The organism is Sulfitobacter sp. M39, from assembly GCF_021735935.1.
Classification (GTDB): Bacteria; Pseudomonadota; Alphaproteobacteria; order Rhodobacterales; family Rhodobacteraceae; genus Sulfitobacter.
The window spans coordinates 1,523,152-1,536,969 of sequence record NZ_WMDZ01000001.1 but is presented as its reverse complement, the minus strand read 5'-3'; the positions used below and the strand labels follow the sequence as shown (position 1 = coordinate 1,536,969).

13 protein-coding genes are annotated in these 13,818 nt (G+C 61.9%); 5 read left to right on the top strand and 8 right to left on the bottom strand.

Annotated features, from left to right (window positions below):
• The first annotated feature begins 56 nt into the window (after positions 1 to 56).
• Both GLP43_RS07375 and GLP43_RS07370 read left to right on the top strand, forming a co-directional pair.
• Positions 57 to 1,361, top strand: coding sequence for an NAD(P)/FAD-dependent oxidoreductase (locus GLP43_RS07375; protein ID WP_237278806.1), 1,305 nt, complete (start codon positions 57 to 59; stop codon positions 1,359 to 1,361).
• Positions 1,362 to 1,456: 95 nt separating this feature from the next.
• Complete coding sequence (locus tag GLP43_RS07370) at positions 1,457 to 2,635, top strand: DegT/DnrJ/EryC1/StrS family aminotransferase (RefSeq protein ID WP_237278805.1); 1,179 nt, start codon at positions 1,457 to 1,459, stop codon at positions 2,633 to 2,635.
• A gap of 106 nt (positions 2,636 to 2,741) precedes the next feature.
• Here GLP43_RS07370 and phaR read toward each other — a convergent pair whose 3' ends face one another.
• The 3 genes from phaR to GLP43_RS07355 form a co-directional block, all read right to left on the bottom strand.
• Complete coding sequence (phaR, locus tag GLP43_RS07365) at positions 2,742 to 3,308, bottom strand: polyhydroxyalkanoate synthesis repressor PhaR (protein WP_005852439.1); 567 nt, start codon at positions 3,306 to 3,308, stop codon at positions 2,742 to 2,744.
• A gap of 133 nt (positions 3,309 to 3,441) precedes the next feature.
• Complete coding sequence (locus GLP43_RS07360; protein WP_005852437.1) at positions 3,442 to 3,885, bottom strand: phasin family protein; 444 nt, start codon at positions 3,883 to 3,885, stop codon at positions 3,442 to 3,444.
• A 151-nt stretch (positions 3,886 to 4,036) separates the two neighbouring features.
• A complete protein-coding gene (locus tag GLP43_RS07355) occupies positions 4,037 to 5,842 on the bottom strand; it encodes a PHA/PHB synthase family protein (RefSeq protein ID WP_237278804.1) in 1,806 nt (601 codons plus the stop codon).
• A gap of 104 nt (positions 5,843 to 5,946) precedes the next feature.
• Between GLP43_RS07355 and phaZ the strand changes: the two genes are divergently transcribed.
• Positions 5,947 to 7,263: a polyhydroxyalkanoate depolymerase gene (phaZ, locus tag GLP43_RS07350; protein ID WP_237278803.1), complete on the top strand. Its 1,317-nt coding sequence runs from the start codon at positions 5,947 to 5,949 to the stop codon at positions 7,261 to 7,263.
• On the top strand, positions 7,263 to 7,853 hold the full coding sequence (locus GLP43_RS07345; RefSeq protein ID WP_237278802.1) for a DUF6151 family protein: 591 nt from the start codon (positions 7,263 to 7,265) through the stop codon (positions 7,851 to 7,853). Before phaZ ends, GLP43_RS07345 begins: the two co-directional genes overlap by 1 nt.
• A 21-nt stretch (positions 7,854 to 7,874) precedes the next feature.
• Here the strand turns inward: GLP43_RS07345 and GLP43_RS07340 are convergent, their stop codons facing one another.
• The 5 genes from GLP43_RS07340 to GLP43_RS07320 all read right to left on the bottom strand — a co-directional run bounded on the left by GLP43_RS07340 (position 7,875) and on the right by GLP43_RS07320 (position 11,625).
• Positions 7,875 to 8,585: an alpha/beta fold hydrolase gene (locus GLP43_RS07340; RefSeq protein WP_237278801.1), complete on the bottom strand. Its 711-nt coding sequence runs from the start codon at positions 8,583 to 8,585 to the stop codon at positions 7,875 to 7,877.
• A gap of 65 nt (positions 8,586 to 8,650) precedes the next feature.
• A complete protein-coding gene (locus tag GLP43_RS07335; protein WP_237279933.1) occupies positions 8,651 to 9,265 on the bottom strand; it encodes a hypothetical protein in 615 nt (204 codons plus the stop codon).
• A gap of 35 nt (positions 9,266 to 9,300) precedes the next feature.
• Positions 9,301 to 10,050: an alpha/beta hydrolase gene (locus GLP43_RS07330; RefSeq protein WP_237278800.1), complete on the bottom strand. Its 750-nt coding sequence runs from the start codon at positions 10,048 to 10,050 to the stop codon at positions 9,301 to 9,303.
• A gap of 2 nt (positions 10,051 to 10,052) precedes the next feature.
• Entirely contained in the window at positions 10,053 to 10,286 is a 234-nt protein-coding gene (locus tag GLP43_RS07325; protein ID WP_005852428.1) for a hypothetical protein, read from the bottom strand.
• A gap of 58 nt (positions 10,287 to 10,344) precedes the next feature.
• Positions 10,345 to 11,625 carry an MFS transporter gene (locus tag GLP43_RS07320; protein ID WP_237278799.1) on the bottom strand — a complete coding sequence of 427 codons (1,281 nt, stop codon included), beginning with the start codon at positions 11,623 to 11,625 and terminating at the stop codon, positions 10,345 to 10,347.
• A 204-nt stretch (positions 11,626 to 11,829) separates the two neighbouring features.
• Between GLP43_RS07320 and thrS the strand changes: the two genes are divergently transcribed.
• Positions 11,830 to 13,779: a threonine--tRNA ligase gene (gene thrS, locus GLP43_RS07315; protein ID WP_237278798.1), complete on the top strand. Its 1,950-nt coding sequence runs from the start codon at positions 11,830 to 11,832 to the stop codon at positions 13,777 to 13,779.
• Positions 13,780 to 13,818: the final 39 nt, after the last annotated feature.

The following is a 13,818-nucleotide window of genomic DNA, read 5'->3' as shown; positions in this document are numbered from 1 at the left end:
GAGCCTTCGGCGAGGATTTAAGACCATTTGGAAACGGCCAAGGGGGCCGATCTGCAATGAACCTGCTATACGCAAACGATGCACCGGGCCGCTATCCAGACAGCTGGTACGCCGCGACCGCAACCCCGACCGATGCCTACCCCACGCTCAAGGGCGATCAGCGCGCGGATGTCTGCGTTTTGGGGGGCGGCTATACCGGCCTGTCGGCTGCGCTGCATCTGGCACAGGCCGGTCGCCGCGTCGTGCTGGTCGAGGCGCAGCGCGTGGGCTTTGGGGCCTCGGGGCGCAATGGCGGGCAATTGGGGAGCGGTCAGCGCGTCGAACAGGACACGCTGGAAAAGATGGTCGGACGCGATGGCGCAACGCGCCTATGGGATCTGGGCGAGGACGCCAAGGCGCTTGTCAAAAGCCTGATCAAGACCCATGACATCGATTGCCACCTCAAGCCCGGCGTCGCCTGGACCGCCAGTTCTGCCGGTGACGTGGAGCATCTGCACGCCTATGCCAGCTTCTTGCAGGACCGCTATGGCTACGACCAGATAGAGGTGTTGGACCGCGACGCGCTGCGCACTGTCTGTGCCTCGCCCGCCTATCGCGGCGGTATTCTGGATATGGGGGCCGCGCATCTGCATCCGCTCAACCTCGCCCTTGGGCTGGCACGGGCAGCGCAGGCGGCAGGGGTCGAGATATATGAACGCAGTGCGGTGCATCACATCACCGAAGGCAGCCCCGCCACTGTGCAGACCGATGGCGGGCGGGTGACGGCGGACCATGTGATCCTCGCCTGCAACGGGTATCTGGGCGGGCTGAACCGCAAGGTCGCGGCCAAGGTCATGCCGATCAACAACTTTATCGTCGCCACCGAACCCTTGGGCGACCGCGTGAAAGACGTGCTGCCCCGGGATGTCGCCGTGGCCGATAGCAAATTCGTGGTGAATTATTTCAGGCTGAGCCATGATGGGCGGCTGCTGTTCGGTGGCGGCGAAAGCTATGGCTACCGCTTCCCCAGCGACCTCGCCGCCAAGGCACGCAAACCTATGGCGCAGGTTTTCCCCGCGCTGCGCGACGTCAAGATCGACTACGCCTGGGGCGGCACGCTGGCGATCACCATGAAACGGCTGCCCTTTCTGGCCCGCGTGGCACCGAACATCCTGTCGGCTTCGGGCTATTCCGGCCACGGCGTCGGCACCGCGATCCACGCAGGGCAGCTGATGGCCCGTGCGATCCAGGGCGATGGCGACGGCTTTGACACGATGAGCGCCCTGCCCACGCCGACCTTCCCCGGCGGCGGCGCGCTGCGCAGCCCGCTGCTTGCGCTCGCCATGAGCTGGTTCAGCCTGCGCGACCGGTTGGGGATATAGTCACAAAACATTCATGTAGCGGAACGGGGAAAAGACTTGGTCCTATAGGCGCATTGTTTTACCATTCTGAAAACAAACATTCAGGATATTGAAATATGACCCTGCCCGACATGCACAGCGCCGAAGCCATTCCCGACACAGCCCGCGCCGAGATAGAGCAGCTGTTGCAAAGCGGCGATCTGTTTCGTTACACCGCTGCCGCCGATGCGCCGGTGTCCCTGCTGGAGGCCGAGTTTGCCCAAATGATGGGCAGCCGCTATGCGCTGGCGGTGTCGTCCTGCTCTGCCGCGCTGTTTCTGTCACTGCTGGCGCTGGACCTGCCGCAGAATGCCAAGGTGCTGATCCCCGGCTTTACCTTCGCGGCCGTCCCCTCTGCCGTGATCCACGCCAACTATACGCCGGTGCTCTGCGAGGTCGGGGCGAACTACCGGATCGATATGGCGGATTTCGCCGCCAAGCTGCCGGGTGTCGACGCGGTGATCATCAGCCACATGCGGGGGCATACCTCGGATATGGATGCGATCATGCAGCTGTGCGATGCCGCAAACGTGCCGGTGATTGAGGATGCGGCCCATTCGCTCGGCACCCTCTGGCACGACCGCAAGATCGGCACCATCGGCAAGATCGGCTGCTTTTCCTTCCAGTCCTACAAGATGGTCAACGCGGGCGAAGGCGGCATCCTGATCACCGACGACGCCGATCTGGTGGCCCGTGCGATCATCATGTCCGGTGCCTATGAACATAACTGGAAGAAACACCCCGGCATCGCGGACGCCTGTGCGCGCTGGCAGAACAAACTGCCGCTTTATAACCTGCGGCTCAACAACCTGTCAGCGGTGCTCGTGCGGGCCCAACTGGCCGAACTGCCCCGCCGTGTGGCCGACGGTCTGCGCAACCACGACTATGTCGCGGGCAAGCTGAACGCCGCGCCCCAGATCGACGTCCCCGCCCCGCTGCCCCCCGAAACCCGCGCGCCGGATTCCATCCAGTTCAATCTGGTCGGGCTGGACGATGCCGCCATCCGCGCCTTTGCCGAAGCCAGCGCCAAGGCCGGCGTCAAGGTTCAGGTCTTCGGCCAAAGCACCGACAACGCGCGCGCCTTCTGGAACTGGCAGTTCATCAAAGACCTGCCCGACCTGCCCCGGACCCGCGCCATGTTGATGACAGCTTGCGACGTGCGCCTGCCCGTACAGCTGCAACCAGCCGAGCTCGACGCGATTGTGAATGTGCTGCTCGGGGCGCTGGCGACGGTGACGAAATCCGCCGCGGCCTGAAGCTTCATTTTGCCAGATAAACTCCCGCCGGAGGCATCCGGCAGACACAACAAAGCCCACCCGTCAGCGGGTGGGCTTTAACCGTTCAAACGGGGGCCAAGCGCCGTCACTTCAGCTTGGAGAGTTTTTCCTGCAGCTCGGCGAGTTGTTGTTTGATCGCATCCAGACTTTCGGCGTCATCGCCCTTGGCGCTGGCGGGGCGCTGGTCGGTCTTGCCCATGCCGTTCCAAGGTGTCGGCATATTGCCGGTCATCGCCTTCATGAACGCCTCTTGCTGGGCCTGCATGACCTCGAAACCGGGCATCTTCGCCATCGGGTTGATCGTGTTCATGTTCTCAAGCACCCGCGCCTGACCGTCGCGCAGCATGTCAAACGATGTCTTGAGGAACTGCGGCACAACGCTCGCATCGGGGGACATATAGCTGCGCACAAGATCGTTTAGCACATCCACGGGCAGCACGGATTCACCACGGCTTTCATGTTCGGCGATGATTTGCAGCAGATATTGGCGGGTCAGATCGTCGCCTGATTTCAGGTCCACAATCTGCACCTCGCGCCCGTCGCGGATAAACCCCGAGATATCATCCAGCGTCACATAGTCACTGGTTTCAGTATTATACAGGCGGCGGCTGGCATATCGTTTGATAAGCAGGGGCTTGACTGTTTCGGTCACGGTAGATCCTTCCCAAATAGCATGCTGCATTGCAGCTTAGGGCAGCTTAAATGAAAAAGATAGGTGCCACAAAAAAGGGCAGACCGCAAAGTCTGCCCTGATCAATCGTTACCTGAACCAAAGGCCGGTGCGATTACTTCGCAGCGGCTTTCTTTGTGGCGGCTGTCGCGTCGGATGTCGCTTTTTTCACAGCAGCTGTTGCTTCTTCGGACATGTCTTTGCCCGCAGCCATCATCAGCTCAACCGTGTCCATCTGAACCTTTTTCGCGATTTCAGCGAAAGCGGCCATATGCTCGGACGCGACTTCAGCAGAGGCCGAGGTGAACTCGGTCATTGCTTTGGCGTAATCTGCAGGCTCTTGCTTGGCTTTCGACATCTCGGACATTTTTGCCAGAGTGTCTTTTGTCCATTTGCTGGAAATCTCGGCGGATTTCTCGGCAGCGTTCAGCGCTACGCCGGACAGCTTTTCGTTCAGTGTCGCGGTTGTTTTGAACGCGTCGTTCATTGCGGATGTGTCAACTGGGAATGCACCCATCATGTCTTTCATCATCGCGGCGAAATCTGGTGTCTTCGTCATGGTAAACTCTCCTTCTGGGGTCAAGCGGCGTCTACCGCTACGTTATGACTACCCCATAGATAGATGCTGCAGTGCGGCATTGCAAGCTTTTTCTGCATTGCAGCATCACCCCTATGCGCCCCACCGCCCCCTGAAAAATTGACCAATCAGATCAGCCCCTTGCCTTGCGCGCCACATAGGTACCCGGCGCATCGCCCAAGGTATCACGGCCCTTTTCACCCGGAATACGGGCATCGACTTTCCCGTCAGAGCGATTCTCCAGCCACGCGCCCCAGCGGGGCCACCACGACCCTTCGTGGAACTTTGCCCCCTCCAGCCAGTCCGCGTGATCCAGCGACAGGTTGTCGTTTGTGTAGTGGCCATACTTGCCTTTGCTCGGCGGGTTCACGATCCCCGCGATATGGCCCGATTGGGTCATCACAAAGGTCTTGTCCTCGCTGCCCATCATGCGCACGCCGCGATAGCTGTCTTTCCACGGCGCGATGTGGTCGGTCTCGCAGCCGATGGCGATCAGCGGCACATCGATATCCTCCAGCTTCAGGCGATGACCCAACAGTTCAAAGCCACCCTCGACCAGCTTGTTCTGCTGGCAAAGCCCGCGCAGATACTCCATCGCCATCCGCTGCGGCAGGTTCGCCCCGTCGCCGTTCCAATACAGCAGATCAAAGGCCGGAGGCGTGTCGCCCAGCATGTAGCTTTTGATCGCGGGCCCATAGACCAGATCATTCGACCGCAAGAAAGAGAACGTCCGCGCCATGATGACCGAGGGCAGGATCCCCTTGTCCTTGGTCTCTGCCTCGATCCCGTCGATAAAGTCATCGGTCAGGAAGGGCTGGAACTCCCCCTGATCGGAGAAATCGGTGAGCGCGGTAAAAAAGGTTGCGGATTTAACGGATGTATCGCCGCGCTGCTTCATCAAAGACAGCGTCAGCGACAGCGTGGTCCCCGCGATGCAATAGCCCACGGCGTGCACCTGTTTTTGCGCGGTGATCTCTTTGATTTCGCGGATCGCGGTCAGGAACCCGTCCTCGATATAGTCGCCCATGCCGATGTCACGATGACTTTGGTCCGGATTGACCCATGACACCATAAACAGCGTATAGCCCTGATCCACGATCCATTTCACCAGACTGTTCTGAGCCTTGAGATCAAGGATATAGAATTTATTGATCCAGGGTGGGAAGATCACGATCGGCGTGGCGTCGACCTTTTCGGTGCTGGGACTGTATTGGATCAGCTCGAACAGCTTGTTGCGATAGACGACCTTGCCGGGGGATGTGGCGATGTTGCGGCCCAGTTCAAACGCGCTTTCATCGGCCAGCCGCACGATCAGCTCGCCGTTATTCGCCTCTAGGTCGGCAATCAGGTTCTCCAGCCCGCGGATCAGGCTTTCGCCCTCGGTCGCGACAGCGCGTTCCAGCGCATCGGGGTTGGTAGCCAGAAAGTTGGTCGGGCTCATCATGTCGATGATCTGGCGGCTAAAGTATTGCAGCCGTTTCTTTTCATGCGGGGCGAGATCGGCCACGTGATCAACCGCTTGGCCCAAGGCCTCTGCGTTGATCTGGTACTGCTGTTTGACAAAGTTGAAATAGGGGTGCGATTTCCACAGCGGGTTTGCAAAGCGGCGATCCTCGGGCGAGGTATCTTCCGGCGCGGCCAGCTTGCCTTTGGCCAGCGCCTGCTGCGCCTCCATAAAGTGGCCGACGGATTTGCTCCAGTAGGACACCTGCTGTTCGATCATCTTGGCGGGGTTCTGTACGGCTTCGGTCCAATAGGACGCGGCGGCCTTTGCAAACAGCTCTTGATTCGGGCCGTCCAAACTCGCCTGATGCGTGTCCCGCCCGACCATGATCTGCGACAGCCGCGCGCCAAGCGCTTCGACCTTACGCAGGTTTTCCTCCATACGTTCCTGTGCCTTGGAGCTCTCTGCGTCGGTCTTGGTTGTTTTTATTGTCATAGTAACCGTTCCTCCCTATGTTTGCACCTGCAGCATCGCGCCGACCTTTGGGGGAGGGTCTGACAAGATGCCGGGCACAAGGCCCCCAACAGGAGACCCCTTACATGAAGTATATGGCATCTTACGATTTAATGGAAACGGTGAGAAACACCAACCAGTGGCTGGGTGCCACGGCGTTGGCGATGGCATCGTATCCCGCTTTTGCAGCCATCCCGAACCCTGCGCTGAACTGGATGGCCGCATGGGGCGAAGTTACCGAACGCAGCTTTTCGCGCATGGTGGTCAAACCTGATTGGGATATCCCCCCCGCCGTGGGCGTCGATGGTGCGGACCATCCCGTCCTGATCGAGAAAGAACTGGAAGGTCCCTTTGGCGATCTGGTGCATTTCGTCGTACAGGGCCGCGATGCGCCCAAGCGCAAGATCCTGCTGGTCGCGCCCATGTCGGGTCACTATGCGACGCTGCTGCGGTCGACCGTCATCAGCCTGATTCCTGACGCGGACCTTTATATCACCGACTGGCACAACGCCCGCGACATCCCCGTCAGCGCCGGCAAGTTCGACGTAGAGGATTATACCCTGCGGCTCGTTGACTATATGCGCCATCTGGGCCCCGACGTGCATGTCATCGCCGTGTGCCAACCCGCACCGCTGACCCTCGCCGCGACCGCCTATTTGGCGGAACAGGATCCCAAGGCGCAGCCAAGCTCGCTCACATTGATCGGCGGGCCGATCGACACCGCGGCCAGCCCGACCGAGGTGACGGATTTCGGCCACCGCGTGAACATGAACCAACTGCAAGAGATGATGATCCAGCAGGTCGGCTTCCAGCACCAAGGCGTGGGCCGCAAGGTCTATCCCGGTCTGCTGCAGCTGAATTCCTTTATCACGATGAACGCCGAAACCCATGCCAAGGCCTTCCGCGACCAGATCATGCGTGTCGCACAAGGGGTGGCGGGCGACCACGACAAACACAATAAGTTCTACGACGAATACCTCGCCGTGATGGACATGCCCGCTGAATTCTACCTCTCCACCGTGCAGCGGATCTTCAAGGATAACGAGATCGGCACCAACAGCTTCTCGATCATGGGCCAGCCCGTAGACATCGGCAAGATCACCGATGTCGCCGTCAAAACGGTCGAGGGCACCAAGGACGATATCTCGGCCCCCGGTCAATGTATCGCGGCGCTGAACCTCTGCACCGGCCTGCCCGACGACAAAAAGGCAAGCCACCTTGAAGACGGCGCAGGGCACTACGGGATCTTTGCCGGCAAAAGCTGGCGCGAGAATATCCGCCCGCTGGTGCTGAAGTTCATCGACGACAACCAGCGCACGGCCAAGGCGACCGCGCCCAAGGCCCCTGCGGCCCCGGCCAGCGCGGGTAAAACCTCGATCCCCGCACAGAAGTCGACGGCATAATGCCCGCCGCGCCGCGTGACCTGCCCTTTGCCTGTGCCTGCGGCACGGTCAAAGGGACCCTGCGCGGTGTGACACCCGCGCGCGGCAGCCACGCCCAATGCCACTGCATCGATTGCCGCGCGGCCGAGGTCTACCTCGACCAGCCCGACCCCGCGCCACGGGCGATCCAGCTGTTCCAGACCACCCCCGACAGGTTCCACTTCGATCAGGGTTTCGACAAATTGTCGGTGTTTTCCTTCGGGGAGATAAATCTGCTGCGCTGGTATGCCTCTTGCTGTGGCACGCCGATGTTTAACACGCTGCGCAAGCCCAAGCTCGCCTTTGCCAGCATCATGACCCGCACCCTGTCCGACCCTGCCCCGCTTGGGCCGATCGTCGGCACCGGCTATATCCCGACGCCCTCGGGCAAGCTGCGGAACGAAGGGCTGCCGCGGTTGATCTGGGGGGCGTTGTCGCGGGCGGCGGGGGCCAAGGTGACAGGCCGATGGAAGATGAACCCCTTTATCGATCCGGACACAGCAACGCCCAAACGCCCCGTGCACATCGTCCCGCGCGACCAGCGCAAAGCGATCACCGAGGCGCTGCGCTAACCGGCGTTTGACCCGTCCCGATCATGCAGGGGTCAGGGGCATCTTCAACCAGTCCTTGATCGCGGCAGTCGTGGCTTCGGGCTGTTCAAGCGTGGGCAGATGCCCTGCCCCCTCGATCACGCGCAAAATCGCATAAGGCAGCAGTTCAGCCATGAAACTATGGCGTTTGACGGGGTTAAGCTTACCCACCTCGCCACACATCACCAACGTCGGCACCTTGCACTTGCGTAGCACCGCCTGCTGGTCACGGGCCCGTTGCAAGGCGCGGGCTTGGCGTACATAGACCTCCGGCCCCAGCGTATCGGCCATATCCAGCGCGATCTCAAGGATCGCCGCGCGGTTCGGACCGGGGGCGAGCCAGACGGGGTTCAGCTCTTCGCGCATGGCATCGGCCAGCCGCCCCGACTTGACCTTGACGATCAACATCTCGCGCGCGGCGGCGCTCTGCGGCGTTTCGGCCAGCGGGCTGGCATCGATCAACGCCAACCGCGTCAACCGATCCGGCGCACGGCGCAAAATCTCAAGCGCGACAGCACCGCCCAACCCCAACCCCGCCAGCGCGAAACGCTTGGGCAACTGATCCAGCAGACCAGAGGCGATTTCCTCGATCCGCTCGCCTTGGGTAATCGGGGCGACAGTCACAGCGGTTTTCGCCGACAGCTCGGCGATCTGCGGCCAGAACACCCGCGCGTCAGACATGAGGCCCGGCAGAAGAACAAGAGGGTCAGCCATGTATGTCCCTGTCACTAGTCATAAATTCGCGTCACTTCGGGACACTGCTGCTGCGCCGCACCTCATCACGGATAGGCGATGCCACGCAAGGGCGGAAAATCGCCATAGCGCGCACGGCGCTGCGCCAAGGGCTCCGACGGCGACTTCCCGCCGCGCAACAGCATCCCGCGCGGCGCGATATAGCTTGAGATGCTGCGCAGCGGCTGCGGTCTCCACGTCAGGTTGAAGGCGGCGAGCTTGGGGAAGAACCACATCTCGGAATAGGGCAGATGGTCATGCACCCACCACGCCAGATCACGCCAGTCGCGCCCCTGATCATACTGGTCGGCAAACCACGGGATCACGATGGTCGCCCCCGCAATCGCCTGCGCCTCTGCGCCACGGTCCCAGATGTGACATTCGATCGGGTTGTCATTGGCCGCGCAATTCAGCTTGTGCCGATTGCCAAAGGCATTCAGCGCCGCCGACCGGTACCCCGACCGCACGGCGATGCGGCCAAAGGTTTCCTCTAGCGGGTCCAGCAGGGTCATGCAAAAGGCCCGTCCGTTTTCGATAGCAAGATCGGGATTGTCGGGGATATTGGGCTGCCCGTGAAACCCCGAAATCTCTGAGTACATGAAATCGCGCATAAAGAAATGCCGCGACAGCCGGACCCGCCCAAAGGTTTCAAGGCTCCACATGCTGGCCGGTTTACGCATGGCAAAGCCCCTTATCCTCAGGCCGTGGCAGAGACCTCTTCCACCGCTTGGATCAGCAGCTCCAGACAGCGGTCGTCGGAAAAGCGGTGGTCCGCATCCTTGACCAGTTGCAACTGCATGTCCCGCCCCTGCGCATGGTCCAGTAGGCGCACGGCTGTGGCGACACTGACGGCGGTATCTGCGGTGCCTTGCAGAAAGCGCGTCGGGAACGGCAGATGCAGCGGATCGCGCAGCACCAGCTGCTTGCGCCCGTCCTCGATCATCCGGCGGGTGATGATGTAAGGCTCCATATAATCGGACGGCAGTTCGACCTGCCCCGTCTCGGCCAGAGTCTGTTTCTGCGCCTCGGTGAAGCTGGCCCAATAGCCGTCCTCGGTAAAATCAGGGGCCGCGGCGATGGTCACCAGCCCCGCGATCCGCGCGGGCAGCGCGCGCACCAGCAGCAGTGATTGCCAGCCGCCCATGGATGATCCCACCGGCAGGATAGGGCCCTCGGCCAACGCGTCTACCGCGGCCAATGTGTCTTCGGCCCAATCGCCAATGCAGCCCTCCGTGAACGCGCCAGAGGATTCCCCATGACCCGAGTAATCGAACCGCAAGAACGCCCGCCCCTCGCGTTTGGCCCAGTCTTCAAGGAACACCGCCTTGGTGCCCATCATGTCGGATTTCAGACCGCCCAGAAACACCACGCAGGGGCCTGTGCCTTCGGTCTTGTGATAGGCCAGCCGCCGCCCTTGAGGCGTTTCCAGATACATCGGTGCCGTCATCCTCAGCCCCCCAGATAGGTGCCCTTGGCGGGGCGATAAAAGATTTTCTGGTTGTGCAGACGGCCCAGCAGATCGTCGATCCGGCGTAGGCTGTCTTTGGCGGCATCGGCGGGCAGCATCGATGCGGTGTCGTTCAGCGCATCCATCGACAGATCGCGTTTGGTCACATGTAGCGCTGCCTCGATCAGGTCGATATCGCTGATCGTCAGCTCGAAGTTGCGGTTGTGTTTGGACATGGGCGAACCCCTTTGGATCAAATGCGCGCCCCAGTCATACGCCCCGCGGCCCCGACGATCAATCCGCCGCTTCGACTTCGCGCAGCCCAAGCGCCGCAATCGCAGCCCCTGCGGACATGACTGCGAATAGAACCAGCGTCGCCACCGGCCCGATCAGCGCGGCACCGCCCCCCGCCACGCCCGCGACCAACAGCAGCCCGCCAATCACCGTGTTGGACACGGCGGCATAGGCCGACCGCTGGTCCTTGGGCGACATATCCACCAGATAGGTCGACCGCCCCTGCCGCACCCCGTGATAGGCGATCATCAGGATGAACAGCACCAGCGGCATGGCCCAGATCTGCGTCGCCATCCCAAGCAACGCCAGCGCCACCGCCCCCACCATCGCCAAGGCCCCGACAATGCCGGTCAACATCAGCACACGGCGGCTCGATTGATCCGACAGCCGACCCCAGACGTAAGAGCTCAGCAGCGACGCCAAGGCCGAGGCGAGCACCAGCGCGCCAAGCTGGCCAAGGGCGGATTGATCCTCGCCCCCCGCCAGCACCACAAAATAAGGCGGCGCAAGCGATGTGGCGACCAGCAGGCCGCGCACCAGAATGAACCGCCGCAGGTTCGCGTCCTCCTTCAGGATAGAGAAACTGGCAGGCGTCGCCTTGCCGCCCTCGCTTGGGGTTTCGTCCAGCGTGGAAAACAACAGCGCCGCCCCGCCCCATAGCAGCGCGGCCAGCGCAATCGCCGCGATCACCACGCCGCGATCCTGCACCAACCCCGACATCAGCAGTAGCGCCAGCACCAGCACCCCGGCAGAGGCGACAGACCCCGCCGTGCCCGTGATCGACCCGCGCCGCGACTTGCCCACGGTCTTGCCGAGGATATCCTTGTACGACACCGAACAGGCCGCGCGACTCACCGCCAGCCCCGCCAGCGCCGCGCAAATCGCCAGCCCCGCCGCTGATCCGTCCAACGTGAGCGCCGCCAGCACGATCAGCGCCGCAAAGATGCCCTGCCCCGCAGATCCCGCGACCCACGCCCATTTGCGCCGCGCCATCGCCTGCACCCAGCCCGCCATCACGATCTGCGGCAACAGCGCCCCCGCCTCGCGGATCGGCACCAGCGCCCCGGCATAGACCGCAGGCGCGCCAAGTGCCGTCAGCAGCCACGACAGCATAAGCTTGGGGTCAATCAGCCCGTCGGCCACTTTGGTCATCGTCAGGCTGGCGATGTGGCGCAGGGCGTTCGGGGCCTCGGCCTCTTGCGCATGCGGCGACAGGTCCTGCGCGTCGCCCTCTGCCCCTGAAAGCGTCTCAAACGCCCGCTGCGCCGCATCATCCTGCATGTCTTCGCGTCCCGTCGCTGCCCGTTAATCTGATGTTATCTATGGCACCGCGCCCCCAAGGAAAGGACAGCGCCCCATTTCACACGCTGCCCCCGCGCGCGCCACCGCGATATTGACAAGCCAGACCGCCGACGCCAAACAGGCCGAACACACATAACCCGCAACCGGGCGTCTCGTAGGCGCCAAACCGACGAGGAGGCCCAGATGGCCCAAATCACCCTCACCCTTCCCGATGACAACGCACGTCAGTACGACGCAGGTATCACTGCGGGCGACGTGGCGAACGACATCTCCAAATCACTGGGCAAGAAAGCGATCAGCGCCACCGTGGACGGTGCCCATTACGATCTGGCATGGCCGATCAACGCGGACGCCAGCATCGCGATCCACACCATGGCCGACGAAGCGCAAGCGAACGAGCTGGTGCGCCACGACCTCGCCCACATCATGGCCCGCGCCGTGCAAGAGCTTTGGCCCGACACAAAAGTCACCATCGGCCCCGTCATCAAGGACGGCTGGTACTATGACTTTGACCGCAAGGAATCCTTCACCCCCGAAGACCTTGGCCTGATCGAAAAGAAGATGAAGGAAATCATCAACAAGCGTGACCCCGTCCGGACCGAGGTCTGGGACCGCGAGCGCGCGATCAAGCACTACGAGGACAACGGCGAACCCTATAAGGTCGAGCTGATCAACAGCATCCCCGGCGACGAGCCGCTGCGCATGTATTGGCACGGCGACTGGCAAGACCTGTGCCGTGGGCCGCACCTGCAACACACCGGGCAGGTGCCGGGCGACGCGTTCAAACTGATGTCCATCGCGGGGGCCTACTGGCGCGGCGACAGCGACCGCGCGATGCTGCAACGCATCTACGGCGTGGCCTTCACCGGCAAGGAAAAGCTGAAAGCCCACCTGAACATGCTGGAAGAGGCCGCCAAACGCGACCACCGCAAGCTGGGCCGCGAGATGGACCTTTATCACATGCAGGAAGAGGCCCCCGGTCAGGTCTTCTGGCACGCCAACGGCTGGCTGATCTACACCCAGCTGCAAGACTACATGCGCCGCAAGCAACGCGCCGGCGGCTATGTCGAGGTGAACACACCGCAGGTCGTGGACCGTAAACTCTGGGAAGCCTCCGGCCACTGGGAGAAATACCAAGACCACATGTTCATCGTCGAAGTGGACGAGGAACACGCCCGCGAGAAATCGGTCAACGCGTTGAAACCAATGAACTGCCCCTGCCACGTGCAGATCTTTAACCAAGGTCTGAAATCCTACCGCGACCTGCCCCTGCGCATGGCCGAATTCGGATCGTGCAACCGCTATGAACCCTCGGGCGCGCTGCACGGGATCATGCGCGTGCGCGGCTTTACACAGGACGACGGCCACATTTTCTGCGCCGAAGACCAGATCGAAGCCGAAACCGCCAAGTTCATCGAATTCCTGTCGGGCATCTACAAAGACCTCGGGTTCGAAAACTTCAGCGTCAAATTCTCTGACCGTCCCGAAAAACGCTCCGGCTCGGACGAGGTCTGGGACAAGGCCGAGGCGGCGTTGCTCTCGGCCACCCGCAAGGCAGGCATCGAACCCACGCTCAACCCCGGCGAAGGCGCGTTCTACGGCCCGAAACTGGAATTTGTGCTGACCGACGCCATCGGCCGCGACTGGCAGTGCGGCACCCATCAGGTGGACTTCGTGCTGCCCGAACGGCTGGACGCGACCTATATCGGATCGGACGGCGCGAAACACCGCCCCGTCATGCTGCACCGCGCCACCTTGGGGTCGTTCGAACGCTTTATCGGCATCCTGATCGAAGAACACGCGGGCAAGCTGCCCTTCTGGCTCGCCCCGCGTCAGGTTGTCGTCGCCTCCATCACCTCCGAGGCGGATGACTACGTGCACGAGGTCGTGGCCACGCTCAAGGCGCAAGGCGTCCGCGCCGAGGCCGACATCCGCAACGAAAAGATCAACTACAAGGTCCGTGAACATTCGGTCGGCAAAGTGCCGGTGATCCTTGCGGTCGGTGCCCGCGAAGTCGAAGAGAAAACCGTGTCCGTTCGCCGTCTGGGTGAAAAGCAGACCTCGGTTCAGGCGCTGTCGGACGTGGCGAACGCCTTGGGCATCGAAGCCACACCGCCCGATTTGCGCGGCTGAAAACTGTAACAAACCCCTCGGGGCGCAACGATCTTGCGC

What these genes read in the sequence shown, in the direction of transcription:
- GLP43_RS07375 (WP_237278806.1), top strand. Translation starts at nt 57, where the DNA reads ATGAACCTGCTATACGCAAACGATGCACCGGGCCGCTATCCAGACAGC.
- GLP43_RS07370 (WP_237278805.1), top strand. Translation starts at nt 1,457, where the DNA reads ATGACCCTGCCCGACATGCACAGCGCCGAAGCCATTCCCGACACAGCC.
- GLP43_RS07360 (WP_005852437.1), bottom strand. Translation starts at nt 3,885, where the DNA reads ATGACGAAGACACCAGATTTCGCCGCGATGATGAAAGACATGATGGGT.
- GLP43_RS07355 (WP_237278804.1), bottom strand. Translation starts at nt 5,842, where the DNA reads ATGACAATAAAAACAACCAAGACCGACGCAGAGAGCTCCAAGGCACAG.
- phaZ (WP_237278803.1), top strand. Translation starts at nt 5,947, where the DNA reads ATGAAGTATATGGCATCTTACGATTTAATGGAAACGGTGAGAAACACC.
- GLP43_RS07345 (WP_237278802.1), top strand. Translation starts at nt 7,263, where the DNA reads ATGCCCGCCGCGCCGCGTGACCTGCCCTTTGCCTGTGCCTGCGGCACG.
- GLP43_RS07340 (WP_237278801.1), bottom strand. Translation starts at nt 8,585, where the DNA reads ATGGCTGACCCTCTTGTTCTTCTGCCGGGCCTCATGTCTGACGCGCGG.
- GLP43_RS07335 (WP_237279933.1), bottom strand. Translation starts at nt 9,265, where the DNA reads ATGTGGAGCCTTGAAACCTTTGGGCGGGTCCGGCTGTCGCGGCATTTC.
- GLP43_RS07330 (WP_237278800.1), bottom strand. Translation starts at nt 10,050, where the DNA reads ATGACGGCACCGATGTATCTGGAAACGCCTCAAGGGCGGCGGCTGGCC.
- GLP43_RS07325 (WP_005852428.1), bottom strand. Translation starts at nt 10,286, where the DNA reads ATGTCCAAACACAACCGCAACTTCGAGCTGACGATCAGCGATATCGAC.
- GLP43_RS07320 (WP_237278799.1), bottom strand. Translation starts at nt 11,625, where the DNA reads ATGCAGGATGATGCGGCGCAGCGGGCGTTTGAGACGCTTTCAGGGGCA.
- thrS (WP_237278798.1), top strand. Translation starts at nt 11,830, where the DNA reads ATGGCCCAAATCACCCTCACCCTTCCCGATGACAACGCACGTCAGTAC.